The sequence below is a fragment of the Kitasatospora sp. NPDC056800 genome (genome assembly GCF_042789775.1).
Taxonomy (GTDB): Bacteria; Actinomycetota; Actinomycetes; order Streptomycetales; family Streptomycetaceae; genus Kitasatospora.
The window spans coordinates 16,888-37,020 of sequence record NZ_JBHUAL010000008.1; the positions used below are offsets into that span (position 1 = coordinate 16,888).

Sequence of the window (20,133 nt, forward strand, 5' to 3'; positions counted from 1 at the left end):
GTATCCGTCATCAGGAAAGGCCGAGTTCGTTGTCGATCAGGTCGAAGAGCTCGTCGTCCGAGGCGGCGCCCAGGTCGACGCCCTCGGCCTCGGGCTCCTCGCCCGACTCCGCCCAGCGGGCGGTGAGGGCCTCCAGCCGGGCGGCCACCTGGGCGCGCAGTCCGTCGGGCGCCCCGGACGCGCCGGCCGTCCCGGCCGTGGCCGCCAACGCCTGCTCCAGCCGGTCGAGTTCGAGCAGGACGGGCGGCACGGCCACCGAGCCCGCCAGGCCCAGCCGGTCCCGCAGGTGCTCGGCGACGGCGGCCGGGGTCGGGTGGTCGAAGACCAGGGTCGCCGGGAGCCGGACACCGGTGGCCTCGGTGAGGCTGGTGCGGATCCGCAGCGAGGTCAGCGAGTCGAAGCCGACGTCCTTGAACGCCTGAGCGGGCTTCACCGTCTCGTCGATGCTCTGGCCGAGCACCTTGGCCGCGCTGGCCCGGACCAGGTCCAGGAGCAGCCGGAGCTGTTCGGTCTCGCCCACCGCGGAGAGCCTGCGGAACAGGACCTCACGGCCGTCGCCGGCCGGTGCCCCGGCGGTGGCGGCGGTGCGGCGGGGGGTGCGGACCAGGCCGCGCAGCAGCGGGTTCAGTTCGCCGCCCGCCGCCTGCCCGCGCAGCGCGTCGCGGTCCAGCCGGGTCGGGACCAGCAGCGCCTCCGGGGACCGCAGCGCGGCGTCGAACAGCGCCAGCGCCTCCTCCGTCGCCATGGCCGCCAGGCCGCCCCGGGCCAGCCGGGCGCGATCGGCCTCGTCCAGGTGCCCGGTCAGGCCGCTGGCCTGAGCCCACAGGCCCCAGGCCAGCGACACCGCCGGCAGACCCCGCTCACGGCGCCACCCGGCCAGGCCGTCCAGGAAGCCGTTCGCCGACCCGTACAGGCTCTGCCCGGCACTGCCGAACACGCCCGCGCCGGAGGAGAAGAGAACGAAGGCCGCCAGACCCAGGCCCGCGGTCGCCTCGTGCAGGTGCCAGGCCGCGTCCGCCTTCGGGGCGAACACCTCCCCCAGCTCCTCCGCCGACCGCGTCTCGAAGACGCCGTCGGCCAGCGTGCCGGCGGTGTGCACCACCGCCGTCAGCGGACGCTCCACCGGGACCCGACGCACCAGGTCGTCGACCACCGAACGGTCCGACACATCGGCGGCCACCACCTCCACCTCGGCACCGAGCGCCTCGAGTCCGGCCACCAACTCCGCCGCACCCGGCGCCGCCACGCCGCGACGGCTCACCAACAGCAGCCGCCGCACCCCGTGCGACTCCACCAGATGCCGGGCCACCAACCCGCCCAACGTCCCCGTACCACCGGTCACCAGCACCGTCCCCGCCGGATCCAGGACCGGGCCGGTGCCGGTGGGCGCCTCGGCACGCGCCAGGCGCGGCACCACCGCGGTCCCGTCGCGCCAGGCGACATGGGGTTCGCCGGACGCGAGCGCGTCGGCCACCAGTGAGGCGGGCACCGCCGAGCCGTCGGTGTCCACCAGGACGATCCGGCCCGGGTGTTCGAGCTGCGCGGTGCGGACCAGGCCCCGGACGGCGGCCGCCGCCGGGTCCCCGGCGCCGTGCGCGGTCAGGACCGCGAGCGGGCCGGCGGAGTCACCGGCCAGGTGCTCCTGGATCCCGCCGAGCGCGGCGCCGACGAGTGCCCGGGCCGCCTGCGGCACCGGCAACCCCTCGGGGACGCGGGTCAAGTCGAGGACATCGTCCCCGGACGGGCGGTCCGCCGCCCGCGGCAGGTCGGCGGGCGCCCAGTCGACGCGGTACAGGTGCTCGGCGGCGGTGTCCCGGGCGGCGGACAGCCGCTCGGGCGCCACCGGCCGCAGGACCAGCGCCCCGACGGCACCGACGGGCCGGCCGACCGGGTCGGTCAGCGCGAAGGAGACGCTGTCCGGGCCCTCCCGGCGGGAGTGCACCCGCAGCGCGGTGGCCCCGGACGCGTACAGGGCCACGTCGTTCCAGGCGAACGGCAGCAGCACCTCCCCCGGTCCGGCCACCGGCGCCGCGCCCAGGTTGGCGGACTGCAGGGCCGCGTCCAGCAGGGCCGGGTGCAGTCCGAACCGCCCGGCGGAGTCCGTCAGTTCCTCCGGCAGCGCGACCTCGGCGAACACCTCCTCGCCCGACCGCCAGGCGGCCCGCAGGCCCCGGAACGCGTCGCCGTACTCGTAGCCCGCCTCGGCCAGCCGCTCGTAGAATCCGTCCAGGGCGACCGGCTCCGCGCCGGCCGGCGGCCACGCCTCGTAGCCGAACTCCGGTGCGGTCTCGGCCGCCAGGAAGCCGGTGGCGTGCCGGGTCCACACGCCGCCCTCCGCGTCCTCGGGCCGCGAGTGCACGTGGACGGCCCGGCGGTCGTCGTCGGCGGTGGCCGGGTCGACCGTGACACGGACCTGGAGGCCACCGCGCTCGGGCAGGATCCCGGGCGCCTCGACGACCAGCTCGTCGAGTCGGCCGAGACCGGTCCGCTCCCCCGCCCGCAGGGCGAGTTCGAGGAAGGCCGCGCCGGGCAGCAGGACCGTCCCGGAGACGGCGTGGCCGGCCAGCCACGGGTGCGATCGGACCGACAGCCGTCCGGTGAACACCTCTCCCCCGTCGGGCAGTTCGACCAGGGTGCCGAGCAGCGGGTGCTCGGCGGCGGCGACCCCGAACGCGGTCACGTCACCCGTGGCGGCCACGGGCTCCAGCCAGAAGCGCTGGTGCTGGAAGGCGTAGGTGGGCAGTTCGGAGGGACGGACGGTGCCGGCTCCGGCGTGGGCCGTGGACCAGTCCACGGACAGGCCGTGCACGTGGAGTTCGGCGGCGGCGAGCAGGACGCGGTCCCAGCCGCCGTCCTCGCGGCGCAGGGTCCCGGTGACGACGGTCGGCGCCTGAACGGCCTCCTCCAGGGCCTCGACGATGCCGTGGGCGAGCACGGGGTGCGCGCTGACCTCGACGAACGCCCGGAAACCGTCACCCGCCAAGGTCTCGACGGCGTCGCCGAAGCGGACGGTCTGCCGCAGGTTGCGGTACCAGTACCCGGCGTCCAGCTCCGGGCCCTCCAGCCAGCGGCCCTCGACGGTGGAGAGGAAGGGGATGGCGGCGGGCTGGGGCTTCACGGCGCCGAGCAGCTCGGCGAGTTCGGCCTCGATCGACTCCACGTGCGAGGTGTGCGAGGCGTAGTCGACGGCGATCCGCCGCACGCGCACGCCCTGCTCCTCGTACGCGACGACGAGCGTGTCCAGACCCGCCGGGTCACCGGCCACCACCACCGAGGAGGGGCCATTGACGGCCGCGACCTCGACCCCGGCGGGGAGCCGGTCGGCCACCTCGACGAGCGGCAGCCCGACCGAGACCATCCCGCCGCGTCCGGCCAGACCCCGGGCGATGGCCTGCGACCGCAGCGCCACCACCGCCGCCGCGTCCTCCAGCGAGAGGATGCCCGCGACATGCGCCGCCGCGATCTCGCCCTGCGAGTGGCCGACCACCGCGTCAGGAACGACACCCAGCGACGCCCAGAGGCGCGCCAGGCCGACGTTCACCGCGAACGACACCGGCTGCACCACGTCCACCCGCTCCAACGAAGCGGCACCCGGCACCTGGTTCACCACATCCAGCAACGACCAGTCGACATAAGCCCTCAGAGCCTTGTCGACCTCACCGAGCGCCTCCGCGAACACCGCGGACTCGACGAGCAGCCGACGCCCCATCCCGGCCCACTGGGAACCCTGACCCGGGAAGACGAACACCGACCGACCGCTCACCTCCGCCCGGCCGGACACCAGCCCGGCCGCGGCCTCCCCCTCGGCCAGGGCCCGCAGGGCGGCGACGAGCGCGGCCCGGTCGGCGCCGACGGCCACGGCACGCTCGGTGAACCGGGTGCGCGCGGTGACGAGAGCCCGGGCGGTGGCGGCGAGGTCCGGCGCCGGCTGCCCCTCCGCGAAGGCCGCCAGCCGCGCGGCCTGCTGACGCAGCGCCGCCTCCGAGGCGGCCGAGACCACCCAGGGACCCACGTTCTCCCCGGCACCGACGGGCGTCACTGCTCCGTCGACGGACAGGGCCGCGCCCGCCGGCTCCGCCTGCTCCAGGATCACGTGCGCGTTCGTCCCGCTCACGCCGAACGCCGAGACGCCGGCCCGGCGCGGGCGGTCGGCCGCCGGCCAGGCCCGCTGCTCGGTGAGCAGGGCGATGCCGCCCGAGGACCAGTCGATGTGCGAGGAGGGCGCGTCGATGTGGAGGGTCTGCGGCAGTACGCCGTGGCGCAGCGCCTCGACCATCTTGATCACGCCCGCCGCACCGGCGGCGGCCTGGGTGTGGCCGATGTTGGACTTCACCGACCCGAGCCAGAGCGGCTGTTCGGCCGGGCGGTCCTTGCCGTAGGTGGCGAGCAGGGCGTGGGCCTCGATCGGGTCGCCGAGCGGGGTGCCGGTGCCGTGCGCCTCGACGGCGTCGACGTCGGCGGCCGTCAGGCGGGCGTTGGCGAGGGCTGCCCGGATGACCCGCTCCTGCGAGGGACCGTTCGGGGCAGTCAGACCGTTGGACGCACCGTCCTGGTTGACGGCCGAACCCCGGACAACCGCCAGCACCTCGTGCCCCAACCGCCGGGCGTCGGAGAGCCGTTCGAGCAGCAGCAGGCCCACGCCCTCGGACATCCCGAACCCGTCGGCTGCGTCGGCGAAGGCCTTGCTCCGGCCGTCGGCGGCGAGGCCGCGCTGCCGGGAGAAGCCGACCAGGCCTTCGAGCGTGGACATCACCGAGGCGCCGCCGGCCAGGGCCAGCGTGCACTCCCCGGCGCGGAGCGCCTGGGCGGCGAGGTGCAGGGCGACCAGGGAGGAGGAGCAGGCGGTGTCGACGGTGATCGCGGGTCCCTCCAGGCCGAGGGCGTAGGAGAGGCGGCCGGAGAGCACGCTGCCCGCGTTGCCGGTGACCAGGTAGCCCTCGTCGGCGGCGCCGCCGGTGCCCTGGGTGCCGTAGTCCTGGCCGTGGGTGCCGATGAAGACGCCGGTCGGGGTGGCGCGCAGGGCGGTGGGGTCGAGTCCGGCGCGCTCCAGGGTCTCCCAGGCGACTTCGAGCAGCAGGCGCTGCTGCGGGTCCATCGCCAGGGCCTCGCGCGGGTTGATGCCGAAGAAGGCGGCGTCGAAGTCGGCGATGCCGGGCAGGAATCCGCCGCCGCGCACGTAGGTGCGGCCGGGGGCGTCGGGGTCGGGGTCGTAGCTGCCGTCGAGGTCCCAGCCCCGGTCGGCGGGCAGGCCGGTGACGGCGTCGCCGCCGGCGGCGACGAAGCGCCAGAGGTCCTCGCCGGAGTCGAGGCCGCCGGGGAAGCGGCAGCCGACGGCGACGATCGCGATCGGGTCGTCCTCGGTCCCGGCGGCCTGTGCCGCGGGGGTGGCGAGGGCGGCGGGGGCCGGTTCCTCGCCGACGAGTTCGGTCGCGAGGTGGGCGGCGAGGGCCTTGGGCGTCGGGTAGTTGAACACCAGGGTGGCGGGCAGGCGCAGGCCGGTGGCGGTGCCGAGGGCGTTGCGGAGTTCGACGGCGGTGAGCGAGTCGATGCCGAGCTCCTTGAACGCCTTGTCGACGTCCAGTGCCGCGGCCGAGCCGTGGCCGAGGACGGCGGCGGCGGTGTCGCGGACGAGGGCGGTCAGCAGTTCGTCGCGGTCGGCGGCGGAGAGTCCGGCGAGCCGCCGGGCGAGGGTGCCGGCGCCGTCCGCGGCGGTGCGGGCGGCGGCCCGGCGCAGGGCGCGGGGTGCGCGGGCGGCGGGTGCCAGGTCGCGCAGCAGTGGCGGGAGGTCCTCGGTGCGGACGCCGGTGACGTCGAGCCTGATCGGCACCACGGCCGCGGGCTCGCCGGTGAGCGCGGCGTCCAGGAGGGCGAGGCCCTGGTCGGCGGAGAGCGGGCGGGTGCCGACCCGGGCCATCCGGGCGAGGTCGGTGTCGCTGAGCCGGCCGCCCATGCCGGCGGCCTCGGCCCACAGGCCCCAGGCGAGCGACACGGCGGGCAGTCCGAGCGAGCGCCGGTGGGCGGCCAGGCCGTCGAGGAAGGCGTTGCCGGCCGCGTAGTTGCCCTGGCCGGAGCCGCCGAGGACGCCGGAGGCGGAGGAGTAGAGCGCGAAGGCGGCCAGGTCGAGGCCGGCGGTGAGCTCGTGCAGGTGCCAGGCGGCGTCGACCTTCGGGCGCAGCACGCTGTGCCACTTGGCGGCGTCCAGCGCTTCGATGACGCCGTCGTCGACGATCCCGGCGACGTGGACGACGCCGGTCAGCCGGTCGGCGAGGGTGTCGACGACGGCGGCCAGCGCGGTGCGGTCGGCGGTGTCGACGGCCTCGGCGCGGACCAGGGTGCCGTGCGCGGCGAGTTCTTCGAGCAGGTCGGCGGGTACGGCGGAGCGGGAGAGGAGCACGAGTTCCGCGACGCGGTGGACCGCCGCGAGGTGACGGGCCACCAGGCGGCCCAGGCCGCCGTTGGCGCCGGTGACCAGGACGGTGCCGCCGGCCAGCGGGGACGGCGCGTCCGGCGCGGGGGCCGGCGGGGCGGCCGGGCGGCGCAGGCGGGCGACCAGCCGTCGCCCGTCGCGCAGCGCCAGCTGCGGTTCGTCGTCCGGTGCGGCGGCCACCGCCCGGGCGGCGTCGGCCGGGTCGTCGGCCTCGGCGAGGACGAAGCGGCCGGGGTTCTCCGACTGGGCGGTGCGCACCAGGCCCCGGACGGGTTCCTGGACGAGTTCGCCGCGCCGGGTGACGACGACGAGCCGGGAGTCGGCCGTCCGGTCGTCGGCCAGCCAGGCCTGGAGCGCCCGCAGGACGTCGTGGCCGACGGCGTGGGCGCGCTCGGGCACGGTGTCGGAGGGCGCGCCCACGCCGGCGGGCAGGACCACGAGGGGCGGCAGGGCGCCGTCCTCGGGCAGGTCGCCGTGGAGGGTCCAGTCGGCGGGCGTGTCGGCGGGCGCGTCGGCGGCCTCGGGTGCGGGGACCCAGTCGACCTCGAACAGGGCCGCGTCGTCCGCCGGACCGGCGGTGAGGCCGCTCGGGTCCACCGGCCGCACGGTGAGGGCCTCGACGTCCACGACGGGGGCGCCGGTGTCGTCGGCGGCCCGGATGGTGAGGGTGTCGGGGCCGGCGGGGGTGACGACCACGCGCAGCGCCTCGGCACCGGTGGCGTGCAGGCGCACGCCGGCCCAGGAGAAGGCGAGCCTGGGCACGTCGGCGCCGGGGAGGAGGCCGGCCTCGCCGAGCGGGTGGAGGGCGGCGTCCAGCAGGGCGGGGTGCAGGCCGTAGGCGGCGGTGTCGGTGGTGGTGTCGGGGAGGCGGAGCTGGGCGTAGAGGCGGCCGTCGGCGAGCCAGGCGGCCTCGACGGCGTGGAACGCGGGGCCGTAGGCGACGGTGAGCCGGTCGTAGAGGCCGTCGGTGTCGAGCGGGCGGGCTCCGGCGGGCGGCCAGACCGTCAGGTCGTCGGCGGTGGCGGGCTCCGGGCCCTCGGGGGCGAGCGTTCCGGTGGCGTTGGCGTGCCACGGCAGGCCGGGGCCGGTGCGGGTGAGCAGCCGGACGGCGCGGCGGCCGTCCTCGGCCTCGCCGACGTGGACCTGGAGGTCGAGGCCGCCGCCGTCCGGGACGACGAGCGGGGCGGAGACGGTCAGTTCCTCGACCGTGGGCGCGCCGAGCCGGTGGCCGACGTGGGCGAGGGCGTCGAGCAGCGCGGTGCCGGGCAGCAGCGTCGCGCCGCCGACCCGGTGGTCGGCCAGCCAGGGCAGGGTGCGTTCGGTGATCCGGCCGGTGAAGACGGCGCCTTCCTCGGTGCCGAGCAGCAGTTCGGTCTCCAGCAGTGGGTGGCCGGCCTTGTCCAGGCCGACGGCGGCGAGGTCGCCGGCGGAGCGGCCCGGCCGGAGCCAGTAGCGCTGGTGCTGGAAGGGGTAGGTGGGCAGTTCGGAGGGGCGGACGGTGTCGGCCCCGGCGTGGGCCGTGGACCAGTCCACGGGCAGGCCGCGGACGTGGAGTTCGGCGGCGGCGAGCAGGACGCGGTCCCAGCCGCCGTCCTCGCGCCGCAGCGTGCCGGTGACGACGGTCGGCGCCTGGACGGCCTCCTCCAGGGCCTCGACGACGGCGTGCGCGAGCACGGGGTGGGCGCTGACCTCGACGAAGGCCCGGAAACCGTCACCGGCGAGGGTCTCGACGGCGTCGGCGAAGCGGACCGTCTGCCGCAGGTTGCGGTACCAGTACCCCGCGTCCAACTCCGGACCCTCCAGCCAGCGGCCCTCGACCGTCGACAGGAACGGGACGACGGCCGGCTGCGGCTTCACCGAACCCAGCAGCTCGGCGAGTTCGACCTCGATGGACTCGACGTGGGCGGTGTGGGAGGCGTAGTCGACGGGGATCCGGCGCACCCGGGCGCCGCGCTCCTCGAAGGCGGCCACCACGGTGTCGAGGCCGGCCGGGTCACCGGCCACCACGACCGAGGAGGGGCCGTTGACCGCGGCGACCTCGACCCCGGCGGGGAGTCGGTCGGCCACCTCGGCGAGCGGCAGCCCGATCGACACCATGCCGCCGCGTCCGGCCAGACCCCGGGCGATGGCCTGCGACCGCAGCGCCACCACAGCGGCGGCGTCGTCCAGCGAGAGGATCCCGGCGACGTGCGCCGCCGCGATCTCCCCCTGCGAGTGGCCGACCACCGCGTCCGGCACCACACCCAGCGACGCCCAGAGACGGGCCAGCGCGACGTTCACCGCGAACGACACCGGCTGCACCACGTCCACCCGCTCCAGCGAAGCGGCACCCGGCACCTGGTTCACCACATCGAGCAACGACCAGTCGACATAGGGCTTCAGCGCCTCCGCGGTCTCCTCCAGAGCCCGCGCGAACACCGCGGACTCGGCGAGCAGCCGACGCCCCATCCCGGCCCACTGGGAACCCTGGCCCGGGAAGACGAACACCGACCGACCGCTCACCTCCGCCCGACCGGACACCAGCCCGGCCGCGGCCTCCCCCTCGGCCAGGGCCCGCAGCCCGCTCAGCGCCCGTGCCCGGTCGGCGGCGACCACGACGGCCCGCCGTTCCAGCGCGGCCCGGGAGCCGGCGAGCGCGCGGGCGACGGCCGGCGCCTCGGCGAGGGGCCTGGCCGCGGTGAACCCGGCGATCCGTTCGGCCTGTTCGCGCAGGGCCTCGGGGGAACGGGCGGAGAGCAGCCAGGGCACCGGGGTGCCGGAGCCGGCGTCGGGTTCGCCGTCGAGTCCGGCGGGCACCGCCCGGTGCGCCGGCTCCTGGGCGGGGGCCTGCTCCAGGACGACGTGGGCGTTGGTGCCGCTGACGCCGAAGGAGGAGACGGCGGCCCGGCGCGGCCGGTCGACCTCGGGCCAGGCCCGTTCCTCGGTGAGCAGGGCGACCGCGCCGGACTCCCAGTCCACCTTGGTGCTGGGCTCGTCGATGTGCAGGCTCTTCGGCAGCACGCCGTGGCGCAGCGCCTCCACCATCTTGATCACGCCGGCGACGCCGGCGGCGGCCTGGGCGTGGCCGATGTTGGACTTCAACGACCCCAGCCAGAGCGGCTGTTCGGCCGGACGGCCCTGCCCGTAGGTGGCCAGCACCGCCTGCGCCTCGATCGGGTCGCCCAGCGAGGTCCCCGTCCCGTGCCCCTCGACGGCATCGACGTCCGCCGCCGTCAGCCGGGCGTTGGCGAGGGCCGCCCGGATCACCCGCTCCTGCGAGGGGCCGTTCGGGGCGGTCAGGCCATTGGACGCACCGTCCTGGTTGACGGCCGAACCCCGGACCACGGCCAGCACCTCGTGCCCCAACCGCCGGGCGTCCGACAGCCGCTCCAGCAGCACCAGGCCCACCCCCTCGGCCCAGGCGGTGCCGTCGGCGCCGTCCGCGTAGGCGCGGGCCCGGCCGTCGGCGGAGAGCGCGCGCTGGCGGGAGAACTCGACGAAGGAGGTGGGCCGGGCCATGATCGCGGCGCCGCCGGCCAGGGCGAGCGTGCACTCGCCGTCGCGCAGCGCCTGCGCGGCCAGGTGCAGGGCCACCAGGGAGGAGGAGCAGGCGGTGTCCACCGTCACCGACGGGCCTTCGAGACCCAGGGTGTAGGAGACCCGGCCGGAGGCGACCGAGCCGGCGTTGCCGGTGCCCAGGTAGCCCTCAAGGCCGTCCGGGACCTCGGCGAGGTCGGTGGCGTAGTCGTGGTACATCAGGCCCGCGTAGACGCCGACCGGCTGCCCCTTGAGCGAGGTCGGGTCGATGCCCGCGCGCTCCAGCAGTTCCCAGGAGGTCTCCAGCAGCAGCCGCTGCTGCGGGTCCGTCGCGAGCGCCTCGCGCGGGGAGATCCCGAAGAAGGCGGCGTCGAACTCGCCCGCGTCGTGCAGGAATCCGCCGTGGCGGGCGTAGGAGGTGCCGGGGACGGCCGGGTCCGGGTCGTAGAGGGCGTCGAGGTCCCAGCCGCGGTCGGCGGGGAAGGGGGTGATCGCGTCGGTGCCCTCGGCGACCAGCCGCCACAGGTCGGCCGGGGAGGCGACGCCGCCGGGCAGCCGGCAGGCGGCGCCGACGATGACGACGGGGTCCTCGGCGGGCGGTACGGTGCGCGGTACGGGCGCGGGCCGGGCGGCGGTGGCCGGACGGCCGGTCAGCGCGTTCAGCAGGAAGGCCGCGACGGCGGTCGGGTTGGGGTGGTCGAAGGCGAGGGTGGCGGGCAGCCGCAGGCCGGTGGCGGCGGTGAGGCGGCCGCGCAGTTCGACGGCGGTGGCGGAGGTGAAGCCGAGGTCCTTGAACGGGCCGTCGGGGCGGATCGGGTCGGGGCCGTCGCCGGCCAGCCCGGCGGTCTCCGCGAGGACGAGGTCGAGCAGCTCGCGCTGCCGGTCGGCGGCCGGGCGGCCGGCCAGGCGGCGGCGCAGCGCGGCGGCGGTCGCGGTGTCCGGGGCGCTCGGGCCGGCCGGGGTGTCGATGAGGTCGCGCAGCAGGGCCGGGACGTCCTGCGGGGCGAGGGCGTCCAGCCCTTCGGGGTCGAGCCGGAGCAGCAGCAGGGAGGTGTGGTCGGCCAGGTGGGCGGCGTCGAAGGCGGCGGCGCTCTCCTGGGCGGTGAGCCGGCCGAGGCCGGGCGGCACGGGGCGTCCGTCCCCGTCGGCGGGGCCGGTGATGAGGGCGAGGCCGGGCAGGCCGTGGCGGCTGCGGTGGTGGGCGAGGGCGTCGAGGAACGCCGCGGCGGCGGCCTCCCCGGGGGCGCCGGGGGTGCCGAGCGGTCCGACGGTGGGGGTGTGCACGACGAAGGCGGACAGCTCGGTGCCGGCGGTCAGTTCGTGCAGGTTGACGGCGGCGGCGAGGGCGGCGCCGAGGCCGGGGAAGGCCGCGCCGGGGGTGTGGACGACGGCGTTGAAGCGCGTGCCCGGGCCGGCCAGCCAGTCGGCGAGGGCGTCGCGGTCGGCGAGGTCGAGGGCGCTGAGGGTGGTCTCGGCGCCGGCGGCGGTGAGCCGCCCGGCGAGTTCGGCGGCGGCCCGGTCGGCGGGGCCGTGGGGGCTGGTGAGCAGGATCCGGCGCACGCCGCGGCCGGCCACCAGGTGGTGGGCGACGGCGGCGGCGGCCGGCCCGTCGGCGCCGGTGACCAGGACGGTGCGGCACGGGTCGAAGCGGGCGCCGGGCTCGCCGTGGGCGAGCGCGGCGGACACCCGGGCGGCGCGCGGGCGCAGCGCCACGCCGGAGCGGACGACGAGTTCGGGTTCGCCGGAGGCGACGGCGGTGGCCAGGGCGTCGGCGGCGTTCTCCTCCGCGTCGAGGTCGACCAGCAGGAACCGGCCGGGGTTCGCCACCCGGGCGGCGCGGACCACGCCGCGCAGCGCGGCCTGGACGAGGTCGGTGGCGCCGCCGGGGCCGGCGGCGCCCCGGGTGACGACGACCAGCGCGGTGTCGGCGAGCCGTTCCTCGGCGAGCCAGGCGGTGAGCTGCCCGTCGAGGGCGCGCACGGCCTCCTCGACGTCGGCGGCGAGCGGCCCGGGGGTGCGCAGGCCGGCGCCGACGCCGAGCACGGCGGCATCGGGCAGCGGGCCGGCCGCGGCCAGCGCGGCCGGGTCGGGGTGGGCGGCGGCACCGAGGGCGTCGGCGAGGCCGAAGGCGTCGGCGCCGAGCACCGCCCAGGTGCCGGCGGCGGAGCGGGCGCCGGGGACGGAGGAGAGCGGCAGCCAGTCGACGCGGAACAGGTGCTCGTAGTGGCTGCCGCCGGCGGCCCGCAGCCGGGCGGGCGCGTCCAGCAGCACGTGCCGGGTGATCTTGCCGGAGGCGGTGCGCGGGATGCGTTCCGTCTCGTACAGCTCCTCGGGGACCTTGAAGTAGGAGAGCCGTTCCCGGCAGGCGGCCAGCAGGGCCTCCGGGTCGAGGCCGCCGGGGCCGGGCACCAGGAAGGCCACCGGCACCTCGCCGAGCACCTCGTGGGGCTTGCCGACGACGGCGACGTCCGCGACGCCGGGCACGCCGCGCAGCACCTCCTCGACCTCGGCCGGGTGGATGTTCTCGCCGCCGCGGATGATGAGTTCCTTGATCCGGCCGGTGATGGTGAAGTAGCCGGAGCCGTCCCGCCGGGCTAGGTCGCCGGTGTGGTACCAACCGCCGCGCAGCGCCTGCTCGGTGGCCTCGGGCTGGTTGTGGTAGCCGAGCATCACGCTCGGGCCGCGCACCCAGACCTCGCCCTCCTCGCCGTCGGCGGCGTCCAGGCCGGTCTCGACGTCGACCAGGCGCACGCCCAGGCCGGGGACGGGCAGGCCGCAGGAGCCCTCGACGCGGGCGCCGGTGGGCCAGTTGACGGTGATCGAGCCGCAGGTCTCGGTGGAGCCGTAGGCGTCGATGAGCGGCGCGCCGAACGCCTCCTCGAAGGAGCGCCGCAGCGCGGCGGTGGTCATGGCGCCGCCGACCAGGCACATCCGCAGGGCCGGCGCGGTGAAGCCGTCCTCCCGGGCGGCGCGCACCAGCTGCTGGTACATGGTGGGCACGCCGGCCAGGAAGGTCGCGGACTCCTCGCGGACGGCCTCCAGGACGTCCCGCGCGGCGAAGCCGTCGAGGATGCGGGCGGTGGCGCCGACGGCGGTGACGCTCAGCACGCAGGCGATGTGGGAGAGGCTGTGGAACAGCGGCAGCGGCCAGACCACCCGGTCCTCGGCGCTCAGGCCGGGCACCGGCACGTAGCAGGCGGCGACCGACCAGAGGCAGTTGCGCTGGGTGGACAGCACGCCCTTGGGCCGGCCGGTGGTGCCGGAGGTGTAGAGCATCCAGGCGGGGTCGTCGAGGCCGAGGTCGTCGCGCGCGGGGGTGGCGGGGTCGGTGCCGGCCAGGGTCTCGAAGGAGAGGGTGCCGGCCGGGACGGGGCCCTCGCCGGTGACGATCACCCGCAGGTCGGCCCGGCCGCGGGCGAGGGCGTCCAGGCCGGCGGCGCGGGCGGCGTCGGTGATGACGACGCGGGCGCCGCTGTCGTCCAGCAGGTGGGTGAGCTCGGCCTCGGTGGCGTGCGGGTTGAGCGGGACGCCGATGGCGCCGGCGCGCAGGATGCCGAAGTAGGCCTCCACCACCTCGACGCTGTTGCCGAGCAGGATCGCGGCCCGGTCGCCGGGCTGGAGGCGCAGGTCGGCGAGGTGGCCGGCGATCCGGCCGGTGCGGGCGTGGAGCTCGCCGTAGGTCACGCCGCGGACGGCGTCGCGGAACGCGGTCTTGTCCGAGCTGTCGCGGGCGTGCTCGGCCAGCAGTTCGGGCAGCGGCCGGATCAGCTCGGTGCGCAACATGCCGTCACTTCCTTGGGTCGGTTCAGGGTCGGTTCGGGGTCTGTTCCGGTCGGCCCGGTTCGGGCCTCGGGCGGGGCATTCGATTTCCGCCCGGCACCAGGGGTGGGCGGCGGCGGAATGGGGCTTGCATTTCCTGGCCGGAATGTCGCGGTACGGGGCCGGCGCAATTGCCGGGCGGCCTTTCCGGGGCGGCCGTACGCGAATTCCCGCCGGTCACAGTCTCGTGCGGCGGGGGCTCCGGGCCGCCCCTATCCGACCCCCTATACGGGCCCTAATCACGGTGGACGGGGCAGGGGTGGCGGGCCCGGCCGGCGGCTGAGCGGTGGGTGGGAACGGCGCCGCCCCGCCGGGCGTGGGCGCGGCGGGGCGGGCGGCCCGGACCGGCCGGTGGGGCGGCCGGGTGGGGCGGGATCGCGGCCGGTCAGTGGGCCGGGACGGGTTCGGGCAGCAGGGCGAGCAGGTCGTCGGGCCGGCGCAGCACCGCGTCGGGCCGTTCGGCGAGCAGCGCCGCCTCGTCGCTCTCGCCCCACAGCACGGCGATCGCGCCGACCCCGGCGCCCCGGGCGCTCGCCAGGTCGGTGACGGCGTCGCCGACCATGACGGTCCGTTCGGCCGGCACGTCGAGCAGTTCCAGGGCGCGCAGCACGATGTCGGGCGCGGGCTTGGCCCGGGGGACCTCGTCGGAGCCGAGCACGTGGTCGAAGTGGTGCAGCAGCCCGAGCTGGTCGAGCAGCGAGCGGGCCCGGGGGCCGCTCTTGCCGGTGGCCACGGCCAGCCGGATGCCGCGCCGGTTGAGGTCGACGAGCAGTTCCCGCACCCCGGCGTGCACGGTGACCTGGGGGGCGAGCCGGTAGCTCTCCCGGACGAAGGGCTCCTCCAGGGCGAGCGGCAGCCCCATGATCCGCATGATGTCCGGGAAGTAGCGGCCCAGGTGGCGGCAGTACTCCTCGAACGGCGGGTTGCCGTCGCCGACCACCTCCTCGTAGGCGGTGAGGAACGCCCGGCGCATCACGTCGAAGCTGTCGACGATGACGCCGTCGAGGTCGAAGACCACCGCGCGCAGCGGGGGGAAGGTGGCGAGCGCGTGGCCGTCGGGCCCGGTGGTCGGGGCGGTGGCTGCGAGCTGGTCGATCGGCATGGGATCTCCATGGGACGAGGGGCTGCCCGGACGGGTGACCGGGCCTGGCGCCCCGGGGCCGACGGGATGGGCACGGCCTCCGGGGCCTGGGCACGGGGCTGCTCGGGTGGAGCCGCGGCTCGGCGGGGAACGGCGGGAACGGCGGGAACGGCGGTCGGACGCCGACGACGGTCAGACGGCGAGCGCCGCGGCCTCGTCGGCGAGCCGCGGCCGCGGGGCGCGGGCCGCCGCGTAGAGCCGCTCGATGACCGAGATGGTGTGGTGGGCGCGCTTCACGGCCGCGCCGCGCGAGGCCGGGTCGGCGAGCACGGCGGGCAGCTCGTCGAGCTGGCTCACGTACTCGGTGCCGACGTCCTCCCCGGGCAGCGGGACCTCGGTGGTGACGCCGTCGCGGGTCCGGGTGAGGCGCGGGACCCGACGGTTCGGGCTGAAGCCGAAGGTGCACTCCAGGGTCGCGGAACCGGTGGCACCCTCCACGGTGATCCGGGTGGTGTCGACGGACTCGTGGGAGGCCCAGCTCGCCCGCACCGCCACCGAGACGCCGGTGTCGGTGAGCAGGAAGCCGCGGGCGGTGTCCTCGACGTCTCCCGCGCCGTCCGGCCCCTCGGTGCCGCGCCAGCCGGCGCCGCGCCTGCCGTCGTTGACGAAGTCGGCGGAGAGCGAGCCGAGCACCGACGGGAACCGGACGTCGCCGCCGAGCACGGCCTGGGCCGTGTCCAGCAGGTGCCAGCCGAGGTCGACCAGGGCGCCGCCGCCGGAGAGCCGCCGGCTGGTGAACCACCCGCCGGCGTCGGGGACACCGCTGGCGCGGACCCAGGCGAGGTCGACGTGCCGGATCGGGCCGAGGTCCGCCGCCAGTTCGGTGAGGGCGGCGACGTCCGGCCGGTAGCGGGCGGCGCTGCCCGCCAGCAGGACGGTCCCGCCGGCGCGTTCGGCGGCGGCCAGCCGGTCCGCCTCGGCGGAGCTGAGGCAGACCGGCTTCTCCAGGAACACCGGGATGCCGCGGGCGAGCAGGCGTTCGGCCACGGGGGTGTGCAGGTGGTTGGGCACCGCGACGACCGCGAGGTCGACGTCGGGGCCGAGCAGGTCGGCGTCGGCGAGGAGCGCGGCGTCGGCCGGCACGTGCTCCGCGCCGCCGGGGCCGGGCTCGACGACGGCGGTGACCCGGTAGGCCGGGTGGGCCGTCAGGCGGGGCAGCCAGATGGTGCGGCCCGCCCAGCCGAGGCCGACGACGGCCACCCGCACCGGGGCGTCCGGCCCCCGTCCGGCGGTGCTCACCCGCGCGTTCACACCGCGGCCAGGGCGTCGGCGATGATCTGCGCGGTGTCCTCGATCGCCCGCTCGCTCGCGAGGAGGGTGCGGTGGTGCAGCCAGATGCCGTCGGCGGTGAGCGCCTCGCTGTTGGGGCAGGCCTCGGCCAGCGCGTCGACGGTGGTGTCGGGCGCGGCCGACTCCCAGAAGCCGTCCGAGCGGTAGATGGCGCGGAAGACCACGAAGGCGGGCAGGCCGCGCGCGATCAGGTCGTCGACCAGGGCGTTGCGCCGGTCCTCGCCGAGGCCGGGCACCCGGAACATCGCCATGTAGTGCGGGACGCGGTCGGCCCGCTCGTCGTGGCCCTGCGGCACCACGCCGGGGATCTCCGTCAGCAGGCTCTTGAGCAGCTTGGCGCGCTCCTCGCGGACGCTGATCTGGCCGTCCAGGCGGGCGAGCTGGGCGCGCAGCACGCTCGCGGAGAACTCGTTGAGCCGGAAGTTGGAGCCGGAGGTCTGGTGGTAGTACTTCCGGTCCGTCGGCGGGCGGCCGCAGCTGTGCCGCAGGAACGCCTCGTCGTACTGGGCGGTCTCCGGGAAGGTGACGGCGCCGCCCTCGCCGGCCGTCATCAGCTTGCCGTTCTGGAAGCTGAACGCGGCGATCGAGCCCAGCTCGCCGACCCGGCGGCCGCGCCAGCGGGCGCCGTGGGCGTGCGCGGCGTCCTGCACGATCGAGACGCCCGAGTCGGCGGCGAGCTTGTCGAGGGCGTCCAGGTCGGCGATCTGGCCGGCGATGTGGACGGGCATGATCGCCCGGGTCCGCGGCGTGATCGCGGCGGCGGCCGCCTCGGGGCTCAGGTTGTAGGTGTCGAGGTCGATGTCGACCGGCACCGCGGTGGCGCCGAGCCGCTGGGCGGCCTGGGAGGAGGAGATGAACGTGAACGCGGGCACGATGACCTCGGTGCCCGGGCCGACACCGAGCAGCTGGAGGGCGATCTCCAGCGCGTGGGTGCCGTTGGTGACGGCGAGCGCCTTGGCGGCGCCGTGGTACTCGGCGAACTCCTGCTCGAAGGTGTCGACCTCCTTGCCGCCCATCCGCCACCACTGGCCCTGCTCCAGGGCCCTGAGCAGTCCTTCGCGCTCGGCATCGTCGTACTGGGGCCAGACCGGGAACTCCGGGGCCGGACGTCCTTGGGCACTCATGATTCCGCGCAGCCTTTCCTGTCGGGGGGACCGTGGAACGGGACGCTAACCCAGGAAATCCGGCCCGTCACCTCCCCTACGCACCCCCCTACAAAGCCCTTATCCTGCAGTTCGGCAACCCGCTCCGGGTTCGTCCGGGGAATTCGCTGCTATAACCGGAATATGAGCGAACTGCTATTGCTGAACGGCCCCAATCTCGGGATTCTCGGCCGCCGCGAGCCGGAGGTCTACGGCACCGACACCCTGGCCGACATCGAGGCCGCGGTCGCCGCCGAGGTGGCCGGCCGGGGCTGGAAGGTGGTCTCCATCCAGCGCGAGTCCGAGGGCCAGCTGATCGAGGCGGTGCAGGACGCCTGGGACGGCTCCGTCGGGGCGATCGTGAACCCGGGCGCGCTGATGATCGCCGGCTGGGGCCTGCGCGACGCGCTCGCCGCCTACCCGCGACCGTTCGTCGAGGTGCACCTGTCCAACGTCTGGGCGCGCGAGTCCTTCCGGCACGAGTCGGTACTGGCGCCGATCGCCTCGGGCGTGATCGTCGGGCTCGGCGCGCTCGGCTACCGGCTCGCCGCGCAGGCACTGCTGGCGAAGGTCCCGGCGTCCTGATGGGCTTCGCGACGGGCGCCCCGGCAGGGGGCACCACCACGACGACGCGGGCCGCGGCGGCGCCGGGTCCCGCGGCCCAGGCCCTGACGGCTCAGGGCCCCGCGGCTCAGGGCCCAACGCCGCAGGCCCCGACAGCTCAGGCCCCCACGACTCAGGCCCCGACGGCCGCCCGGGGCGTGCTCGGCATCGACATCGGCGGCACCAAGGTCGCGCTGCGCGCCGAGGACGGTCCGCCCGGCGGGCCGGTCCGCACCGAGGAGGCCGTGCTGCGCTGGCCCGGCGCCCGGGTGGCCGGCGCCTACGCCGACTGGACGGCGCTGGCCGGCACGGTCGCCGACCTGCGCGAGCGCTGGGAGGGCGACTTCGCGGCGGTCGGGGTGGCCGTGCCCGCGACCCTCGGCCCGGACGGCCGGGTGCTCGCCTGGCCCGGCCGCCCCGACTGGCGCGGCTTCGACCTCGTCCCGGCACTGCGGCGGCTCTTCCCCGCCGCCGCCCTGGCCTGGGCGGACGACGGCGACCTCGCCGCGCTCGCCGAGGCGGTGCACGCCGGGTCCGGGCACGTGGTCTACCTGGGTGTCGGGACGGGCGTCGGCGGCGGTGTCGTGCACGGGGGCGCGCCGCTGCCGGGCCCGGGGCGCGGCTCCTGCGAGGCGGGGCACCTGATCGTCGACCGCCGGGGCCCGGTCTGCGACTGCGGGCGGCGCGGCTGCCTGCAGGCCACCGCCTCCGGTCCGGCGACCCTGCGGCGCGCGGAACTGCTGCGCGGCGCGCCGGTCGAGTACCCGGAGCTGCGGTCCGGGCTGGCCGAGGGCGCGCCGTGGGCGGTGGAGGCCGTCGAGGAGACCTGCGCCGCGCTGGCGGCCGCGGCCGTCTCGCTCGGCGAGCTGTTCCACCCCGAACTGACCGTGCTGGGCGGCGGGTTCGCCGACGGGCTGCCCGGCTTCACGGCGCGGGTGGAGGCGCACGCCGCCGCGCTGGCCCGCCCCGGCGGCCCGGTCCCCGCGATCCGGCCGGCCGCGCTCGGCGGGCTGTCCTCGCTGCACGGCGCCCTCGCGCTGGCGCGGCTGCAGCCCGCGGCCTGAAGCCGTGCCCGCGCCCGCACCCCACCGCACCGCACACCACCTCACCGACCAGCCCTGGGAGCCGAGTTGACCACGACAGAAACCCTCGTCCGTACGGACGGCGGGCTGCGGCGCATCGACGTGGAGCTGGGTGAGCGCGGCTACCCGGTGCTGATCGGCCCCGGCGCCCGCCACCGGCTGGCCGGGGTGCTCGCGGGGATCGGCGCCCGCCGGGTCGCGGTGGTCAGCGCCCGGCCCGCCGAGTGGCTGCCCGACACCGGCCTCGACACCCTGGTGGTGGAGGCGAAGGACGGCGAGGAGGGCAAGTCCCTCGCCTGGGTGGCCGAACTGTGCAGCCGCTTCACCGCGTTCGGCCTCGGCCGGGCCGACGCCGTGGTCTCCTGCGGCGGCGGCACCACCACCGACGCGGTCGGGCTCGCCGCCGCGCTGTACCACCGGGGAGTGCCCGTGGTGCACCTGCCCACCTCGCTGCTGGCCCAGGTCGACGCGAGCGTCGGCGGCAAGACGGCGGTGAACCTCCCGGAGGGCAAGAACCTGGTGGGCGCGTACTGGCAGCCGTCCGCCGTGCTCTGCGACACCGACTACCTCGACACCCTCCCGCCGCGCGAACGCGTCAACGGCTACGGGGAGATCGCCCGCTGCCACTTCATCGGCGCCGGGGACCTCCGCCACCTGCCGCTGCCCGAGCAGATCGCCGCGAGCGTCGCCCGCAAGGCCGCAGTGGTGGCCGCCGACGAGCGCGACACCGGGCTGCGGCACATCCTCAACTACGGCCACACCCTGGGCCACGCGCTGGAACGCGCCACCGACTTCCGGCTGCGCCACGGCGAGGCGGTCGGCGTCGGCACGGTCTTCGCCGGCCGGCTGGCGAGCGCGCTCGGCCGGATCGGCCCCGAGCGGGTCGCCGAGCACCACGAGGTGGTCGCCCACTACGGGCTGCCGACCGCGCTGCCGCCGGAGGTCGGCACCGGGGCGCTGATCGCCCTCATGCGGCTGGACAAGAAGGCCGTCGACGGGCTCTCCTTCGTCCTGGACGGCCCGCGCGGCGCCGAACTCGTCAGCGACGTCCCCGAGTCACTGGTCGCCCGCACGCTGGACGCCATGCCGCGCGCCGCCGCCGGGGAGGCCTGA

7 protein-coding genes are annotated in these 20,133 nt (G+C 76.7%); 3 read left to right on the forward strand and 4 right to left on the reverse strand.

Annotation, left to right across the window (positions count from 1 at the left end; all coding sequences use genetic code 11):
* Positions 1–10 precede the first annotated feature (10 nt).
* From ACFRQN_RS03425 to ACFRQN_RS03440, 4 genes are all read right to left on the reverse strand, one after another.
* Positions 11–13,726 carry an SDR family NAD(P)-dependent oxidoreductase gene (locus ACFRQN_RS03425; RefSeq protein WP_380737879.1) on the reverse strand — a complete coding sequence of 4,572 codons (13,716 nt, stop codon included), beginning with the start codon at positions 13,724–13,726 and terminating at the stop codon, positions 11–13.
* Positions 13,727–14,147: 421 nt separating this feature from the next.
* Positions 14,148–14,864 (reverse strand): HAD-IA family hydrolase, encoded by a 717-nt coding sequence (locus tag ACFRQN_RS03430; protein ID WP_380737882.1) that lies wholly within the window; start codon positions 14,862–14,864, stop codon positions 14,148–14,150.
* Positions 14,865–15,035: 171 nt separating this feature from the next.
* Positions 15,036–16,142, reverse strand: coding sequence for a Gfo/Idh/MocA family protein (locus ACFRQN_RS03435; protein WP_380737884.1), 1,107 nt, complete (start codon positions 16,140–16,142; stop codon positions 15,036–15,038).
* 8 nt (positions 16,143–16,150) lie between these two features.
* Entirely contained in the window at positions 16,151–17,317 is a 1,167-nt protein-coding gene (locus tag ACFRQN_RS03440; RefSeq protein WP_380737886.1) for a DegT/DnrJ/EryC1/StrS family aminotransferase, read from the reverse strand.
* Between the two features lie 162 nt (positions 17,318–17,479).
* Here ACFRQN_RS03440 and ACFRQN_RS03445 point away from each other — a divergent pair, with 162 nt between their 5' ends.
* The 3 genes from ACFRQN_RS03445 (at position 17,480) to ACFRQN_RS03455 (ending at position 20,133) form a co-directional block, all read left to right on the forward strand.
* On the forward strand, positions 17,480–17,920 hold the full coding sequence (locus ACFRQN_RS03445) for a type II 3-dehydroquinate dehydratase (RefSeq protein ID WP_380737888.1): 441 nt from the start codon (positions 17,480–17,482) through the stop codon (positions 17,918–17,920).
* Positions 17,921–18,096: 176 nt separating this feature from the next.
* The gene (locus ACFRQN_RS03450) at positions 18,097–19,002 is read left to right on the forward strand and encodes an ROK family protein (RefSeq protein WP_380737890.1); all 906 of its coding nucleotides are present in this window, start codon (positions 18,097–18,099) and stop codon (positions 19,000–19,002) included.
* 66 nt (positions 19,003–19,068) lie between these two features.
* A complete protein-coding gene (locus tag ACFRQN_RS03455; RefSeq protein ID WP_380737892.1) occupies positions 19,069–20,133 on the forward strand; it encodes a 3-dehydroquinate synthase family protein in 1,065 nt (354 codons plus the stop codon).

Coding starts and splice junctions, on each gene's coding strand:
- ACFRQN_RS03445 (WP_380737888.1), top strand. CDS start 17,480: ATGAGCGAACTGCTATTGCTGAACGGCCCCAATCTCGGGATTCTCGGC.
- ACFRQN_RS03430 (WP_380737882.1), bottom strand. CDS start 14,864: ATGCCGATCGACCAGCTCGCAGCCACCGCCCCGACCACCGGGCCCGAC.
- ACFRQN_RS03440 (WP_380737886.1), bottom strand. CDS start 17,317: ATGAGTGCCCAAGGACGTCCGGCCCCGGAGTTCCCGGTCTGGCCCCAG.
- ACFRQN_RS03425 (WP_380737879.1), bottom strand. CDS start 13,726: ATGTTGCGCACCGAGCTGATCCGGCCGCTGCCCGAACTGCTGGCCGAG.